The following is a 6,966-nucleotide window of genomic DNA, read 5'->3' as shown; positions in this document are numbered from 1 at the left end:
ATCCAGCAAGGCCTGATATGGATATAATTTTTCATAACCGCCCACTGCAACCTTTTGATTGCCCAGTTTACCCCATGAACCTCTTAATTTAAAATTATTCAGCCAGTTTAGATTAAGGTCTTTTACAAATTGCTCCTCGGTAGCTCGCCATCCTGCAGAAAAAGAGGGAAATACGCCCCATTTATTTTTTCCGTAAAACTTCGAACTCCCATCGTAACGCAAATTACCTTCTAATAAATAACGTCCTTTATAGTCATAATTTAAACGGCCAAAGTAAGACATAATCGCCCACTGGTTGGACGTGCCGTTCGAGTTTTGCAAATCAGCTCCACCTGCGTTGAGCTCTTGCAAACTCTCATCAGCAAAATTCTTACGATATCCTTGTAAATAAGAATACTTACTCTGTTCAATACTGTAACCTCCCTGTGCTTTAATATTATGTCCATTAAAATCGTGGGCATAGTTCAAATAACTGTACAAGTTGGTGTAAACGGTTTGTTCATCCTGATCAGTCAATCCCTTTCCCAAATCCAGGGATGTACCAAACTGACCAGATCTGTAGTAGTATTCGTCAATAGTAGATTTAAAATCCTTGTATTTATCCATATTGATATTTACCGCACCTTTTGTATACCAAGACAAGTCTTTAGTAAACTGGACTTCTATCCAGCCCTGGGCATTTACCGCATAATCATTAGTATTGTGGGTGAATTTTTTATCCAATACCGCAACCGCATTTTTATTGTTGTACTCAAAATCATATGCCTTATAAGTATAACGGCCGCTACCATCCGGTAAAAAAGGACCATAGGTAGGCGCCTGCGACATGGCAGAGAGGAAAAGATCTTTAGAGCCTCCAGGTATGGATTCTGTAGTTCCTCCTTTTAGCAAAATATTTGTACCAAATTTGATGTGGTCATTTATTTTTGAAGTCAGATTCACACGGCCTGTATACCTCTTGTAATTAAATCCTTTAATAATACCGTTCTGGTCTACATAACCTAAGGAAACATTATAGGTCGTCTTATCGTTCCCCCCGTTAAAAGTTAGGTTATGGTTCTGAGTAGGCGCTGTTTTGAAGATCAAACCCAACCAGTCGGTATTAGGATATTTCAAACGGTCTGTACTGTTTCTGTAAAGATCAATCTGGTCCTGAGGGTAAAGGCTGTTCACATCATTCAATCCCGAATTCAGCCTTGCTTCGTTGTACAATTCCATATATTGTGCAGAATTGGTGATGAGTTTAAACATCTTCGTCGGCTTATAAAAGCCCAGGTTTCCATCATACTGAACCGACATCTTCCCAGCTTTTCCTTGTTTAGTGGTCACCAAAACTACACCATTGGCTGCGCGGGATCCGTAAATAGAAGCAGAAGCCGCATCTTTAAGTACCGATACATTATCAATATCTGTTGGATTCACATCACTAAAATTACCAGGCACACCATCGATCAAAACGAGTGGATCAGAACCAGCACTACTAAATGTACCGTTACCACGAATACGAATAGATACGCCTTCATTTCCAGGTTCACCAGAACCCTGATTAATCTGAACACCTGGCATAGTCCCCTCCAACATGGCTGCTGCACTCACCACAGGACGTTTGTTCAATTCATCCCCTCCAACTGTCGCAACTGCACCTGTCAGATTCGCCTTCTTCTGCGTACCATAACCAACTACAACGACCTCATTAAGTTTAGAAGATTCCTCCTTTAATACCACATTGACCTGGGTTTGACCTGCAACAGGAACTTCCTGAACAATATAGCCTATAAAACTAAACACCAGTACCGCCTGTTCATCCACGGCTTCTATCCTATAACTACCATTGTTACCAGTCAACACCCCTTTATTTGTTCCTTTCACCTTTATGGTAACACCTGGCAAAGGCAAACCATTTGCATCCTTAACAATACCAGAAACAACAATAGCCTGAGCTGACTTTATTACAACTTTCTCTGATAAAGCTATTTTTAAATTATTCTTTTTAGAAGATGACTTAGCTGCACTGACTTGCACTACAGTAATCATCAGGAGAAGGCACGATAATTTTAAACTCAGAAAAAATTTAAGCTTAATGCCCGGTGCTCCCTTTACGGCAATAGATTGTTTATACATCGTTTATTTTGGTTAGTTTAAAAATGCATATCGTATAGCCAACTGTACTATACTATCCTACACTACAACACAATATTATCAAACATCTTTAAGATTTGCAAATAATGGGGCTAAATTTCAAGTAAATAATTCTGCAGGAATTTCAAAGAGAACATCGCATGAAGCCAAAAAGCCTCAAAAAGCTGTAAATAAACCAGATACTACTATATTTTATTTCAACAAATTGTTATAATTATTAAATAATTAATACCTTAACAATTCCGTAATCATCTGCTGCCAGTTTTTAATTCCTTTGAATAATGAAATGATGGAAGAACTTTCAGATACAGAACTTTGGGCCAGTTTCAAATCCGGTGATAAAAATGCTTTCAAAACTATTTATTACCGCTATTATATGATGCTCTATAAGTATGGATTAAAAACCAGTTCGGATTCTGAACTGGCTGAAGATTGTTTGCAAGACCTGTTTTTAAAACTATGGAAAAACAAAATCACTCTTGGAGAGGTAGCTTCTGTTAAAAGTTATCTTTTCAGATCCTATACCCATACTTTATTCGATGCCGTTAAAAAAGTTAAACGAGTATATAATGGGGCAGACCTGAACCTGGAAGAATCTGATAAAAGCATAGAGGAGAGCATCATTACGGATCAATCTGCGTCTGAAACCAACCACCACCTGCACCAGGCTCTAAAACACCTCACCAAAAGACAAAAGCAGATCATCATCCTTCATTATTTCGAAGGTCTTTCCTATAAACAGATTGAGGAGATACTTCCCTTAAAATACCAGGCCATTAGAAACTGTGTTCATGAAGCCATCAAGATTCTACGCAAAAGCATCAACTCCAGGTCATTTGACATCCTTCAGTTCATCTCTTATTTATACCTGTTGTCTTAATACCTTCTCCCAGGCATAATAGGCTACAAAAGAACATACACTTTCAGATTTTTTTAAAAAATACAGTACAACTCCAATTTCCTCCCGTCTTTATATACAAATGATCCGCAATGATTTCCAATGAAAGGATCAAAAAAAATAAAAAGACCGATATGAAGAAAAATCCTGTTGTCCTGGGGCTTATCCTGCTCACCTTTTTTGTCATTTCTTTTTTAACCAATATTATTGGGCCCCTTGTACCGGATATCATTAAAAGTTTCAAGTTAAATCTAACCACTGTAGCTTTACTTCCTTTTGCTTTTTTTATAGCGTATGGTGTCATGTCTATTCCTTCAGGTATGCTGGTAGAGAAATATGGCGAAAAAAGAGTGATGGCCGGTGCTTTCTTCATCGCTTTTCTTGGTGCGCTGATCTTTGTTTTGGCACCAGGGTACTTCAGTTATATGTTCTCGCTTTTTTTTATCGGAGCCGGAATGGCCATGCTGCAGGTGGCCATAAACCCTTTGCTAAGGGTTGCCGGCGGCGAAGAACATTTCGCCTTTAACTCCGTCCTTGGGCAATTCTTTTTTGGACTCGCTTCTTTTCTAAGCCCCCTGGTCTACTCCTATCTGGTCACTAATATTGGAAAACCTGTGCACAACTCTAACACCGTCATTTCTTTCTTTGAATCCATTGTACCAGCTAATCTGCCCTGGATCTCCCTGTACTGGATTTTCGCCATTCTTTCCGTGGCGATGGTCGTGGTGATTGCCATTGTCAAAATTCCAAAGGTAGAGCTCAAAGGCGACGAAAAAGTAGGTGGCTTAAAGACCAATATAGAATTATTGAAAAATCCCACTGTGCTCCTCTATTTTCTGGCCATCTTCTGCTATGTAGGCATTGAACAGGGTGTAGCCAACTGGATGTCGGAATTTTTGCACGCCTATCATGGCATCGATCCAAAAACAGGCGGGGCAACTGCTGTTTCCTGGTTCTGGGGGCTGCTTACTGTCGGAACCATCCTTGGGCTTATCTTGTTGAAGTTCATAGACAGCCGGAAAGTACTTGTCCTTTTTACCGGTGCCGCTATAATTTGTCTTTTATTAGCTCTTTTTGGTTCTGCAGAAATTGCAATCTGGGCTTTCCCCATGGTTGGCTTCTTTGCCTCGGTAATGTGGTCCATTATTATTTCCCTGGCGCTGAATTCCATGTCAGAACATCATGGTGCAGTATCCGGCATCCTGATCACCGGCATTTGCGGCGGTGCTATTATCCCCTTAATTGTAGGCTGGATTGGTGATCTCAGTACCTTAAAAACCGGTATGCTGTTTCTCTTTATCATGCTTTCTTATATCTTCAGTCTGGGCTTCTGGTCCAGGCCACTGGTTCAAAATGAAGTGATCTCCTTTAAAAAATTCAGAAAATCAAAAGCCCATGCTTAAACATTCACTAATCGGCGTAGATCTGGGTGGCACCAATGTGCGCTGTGGCCTGGTACAAGACCAGGAGATCCAAAAAATCGTATCCCGAAAAATCCCCTCAACAGGTACAGAACAGGAAGTGGTCCATGAAATCGTCCTTTCGCTGGAGGAAATCATGTCCGAAAATGTAGTGGCAATTGGCATCGGTGTCCCCGGAATTCTGGATACCAAAGAAGGTATTGTATACGATGTACAGAATATCCCCTCCTGGAAAGCAGTACCTCTAAAAGACATACTTGAACAACATTTTAAATTACCCGTTTACATCAATAACGACGCGAATTGTTTTGTAGCTGGAGAATGGTATTACGGTAGCGGAAAAGACTGTCCAAATCTTGCTGGCCTGATTCTGGGTACAGGCGTTGCTGCCGGACTGATCTGTAACAATAAACTCTATGAAGGCCGAAACTGCGGTGCCGGAGAATTTGGTATGCTCCCCTACTTAAATCATAATTTCGAATTCTATTGCAGCGGAAATTTTTTCAGTCATTTCTACCAGCGCAACGGCGAAGAACTTTTTACATTGGCCCAGGAAGGAAACCCGGAAGCACTGGATATTTTCAACACCTACGGCAAGCATGTAGCCGCTGTCGTGAAAGCCATGTTATATGCCATTGATCCACAAAAAATCATACTTGGTGGTTCAGTGAGCAAAGCCTATCCGTTCTTTAAAAACGCGCTTTGGAATGGCTTACAGGATTTCGCTTATCAACCTGTACTGCAACACATCCAGATACAGCCTACTGGGCTGGAAAACATTGCTGTTCTTGGCGCCGCAGCACTATACCACCATCAATTAACCATAATGAACTAAACCAATTAAACGATGAACAAGCTACAACTGATCCTTCTTTTTTTAGCCTTGGTGTGCAGCCGGTCCACTATGGCCGCAGAGCACATTCCACTCAAAATCGAGAAACATGCAGAAGGGGCCCCAATCACCCTTGGCATCCCCTTCCCCAATGGAGCATTGTATTCTCCAGACCAGGTCAGGCTCTTGAACCATAACGGAAAAGAAATCCCTTCACAAATCACAGAAGTCAACAACTGGCAACCGCTAAACAACAGCATCAAATGGATATGGGTCTTCTTTTTTGCAGACGCCGGCGATCAGTACACCTTGGAATATGGCAGCGATGTCAAAAGGACTTCTTTCCCAGGCAACCGGGTGGTCATCAGAAATGTTCAGCCGATGGGCAGTTATACCGAAGTCAGTACCGGTCCGCTCAATTTTAAAATAAAAAAAGACAATGGTGGCTTCTTTGAAGTGGTTAGGCTAGATACCGATAAAAATGGTTTTGACGACAAAGATATTATCGCCAGTGGTGTCAAAGACCGCGGTTCCTTTCTTGACCTGATTGATCCTCAAGGTCCAGATGCTTCCAAAGCAGTCATTACCCGAAGTGTTATTGAAAAGGGTTCCGGTCCATTACATGGCATTATCCGCTTGGAAGGAGAATACCATTATGCCAGGAAAGACAACAATACTGCCCCATTTATTCTCCGCATCCACGTCTATGCCGGAAGATCATATGTAAAGGTAATTCATAGTTTTATATATACCGGTGTTCCTGATCAGCATAAGGTGCTTAAAGGAGAACATGCCAGGATCGCTACACAATCCAAAGACATCCTTTCGGAAGAAAAAACCAGTGAGGAAGGCTGGTCAAAACCCAATGACCAGATCGCATCAGCAGGCTTTTCTTTACATTATCACCTCAATGGACCAGTAAACTATAAAGTTGGCTATAAAGAAGGCAAATGGTGGGAAAACCCGGCAGAGAAAATCTATGAATTTTCTGCCCCCGCCAATGGAAACACCAGCCTTTACCAAACCGGACCTAAACCCAATAAAGTAGCGCCGGTTCCGGAGTCTTCTACAACAGAAAGGATAGAAGGTTTTTCAGCTACATTGACCGAGAACCAGAAAGAAACCCTTAAAAAGGCAAAAGCAAGCGGATGGATGGACCTGTCCGATCAAAAATGGGGCATAGGAATCGGAGTTAAAAATTTCTTTGAAGAATACCCTAAAGAATTGAATATACAGGGTACCGGCCAGATTGCCACGGCCTATCTGTGGGCACCACAGGCAGGTCCGATGAGCTTTGCCAGGGACAGCAATTCACCAGACGATGGCATCCTGGGAAACTTTGCTCAGGGCCTGGCCAAAACAAGTGAGCTGGTCTACTATTTTCATGAAGCCAATATAAAGACTCCAGCCATTCAGCAGACACTCAGCTATTTCTTAGATCCGCCCGTAGCTCATGCTATACCAGAATGGTACGCCAAATCACAGGTATTTGGTTTGTATTCTCCAAGAGGCAAAGACTTCCTGGATTTTGAAAGAGGGATGGACTACAAAATGGACTGGGTGCTGTTTAATCAGAACTGGGCACCATGGTATGGTATGTTCGAATATGGCGACTACAAAAACTACTACATCAATAATAAATGGGAAATGTGGGCGAATAATGAACCCGCACAGGA

General features: G+C 41.6%; 5 protein-coding genes. 4 read left to right on the top strand and 1 reads right to left on the bottom strand.

Translation table 11 applies throughout. The annotated features are described in order from the left end of the window. Window positions 1-2,121, bottom strand: a 2,121-nt coding sequence (locus VNZ46_RS13975) for a SusC/RagA family TonB-linked outer membrane protein (protein WP_325560705.1), incomplete at its 3' end; no start/stop codon positions are given. A gap of 304 nt (window positions 2,122-2,425) precedes the next feature. Between VNZ46_RS13975 and VNZ46_RS13970 the strand changes: the two genes are divergently transcribed. The 4 genes from VNZ46_RS13970 to VNZ46_RS13955 form a co-directional block, all read left to right on the top strand. Further along, the gene (locus VNZ46_RS13970; RefSeq protein ID WP_325560704.1) at window positions 2,426-3,019 is read left to right on the top strand and encodes an RNA polymerase sigma factor; all 594 of its coding nucleotides are present in this window, start codon (window positions 2,426-2,428) and stop codon (window positions 3,017-3,019) included. Window positions 3,020-3,171: 152 nt separating this feature from the next. Then, on the top strand, window positions 3,172-4,440 hold the full coding sequence (locus tag VNZ46_RS13965; protein WP_325560703.1) for a sugar MFS transporter: 1,269 nt from the start codon (window positions 3,172-3,174) through the stop codon (window positions 4,438-4,440). Continuing rightward, window positions 4,433-5,293, top strand: coding sequence for an ROK family protein (locus VNZ46_RS13960; protein WP_325560702.1), 861 nt, complete (start codon window positions 4,433-4,435; stop codon window positions 5,291-5,293). Before VNZ46_RS13965 ends, VNZ46_RS13960 begins: the two co-directional genes overlap by 8 nt. A gap of 12 nt (window positions 5,294-5,305) precedes the next feature. After that, window positions 5,306-6,966 (top strand): hypothetical protein (locus VNZ46_RS13955; RefSeq protein ID WP_325560701.1); only part of this gene is annotated, 1,661 nt, incomplete at its 3' end.

This window comes from Pedobacter sp. (genome assembly GCF_035566355.1).
GTDB lineage: Bacteria > Bacteroidota > Bacteroidia > Sphingobacteriales > Sphingobacteriaceae > Pedobacter.
The sequence above is the reverse complement of the archived record's forward strand: the minus strand, read 5'-3'. Positions and strand labels throughout refer to the sequence as shown.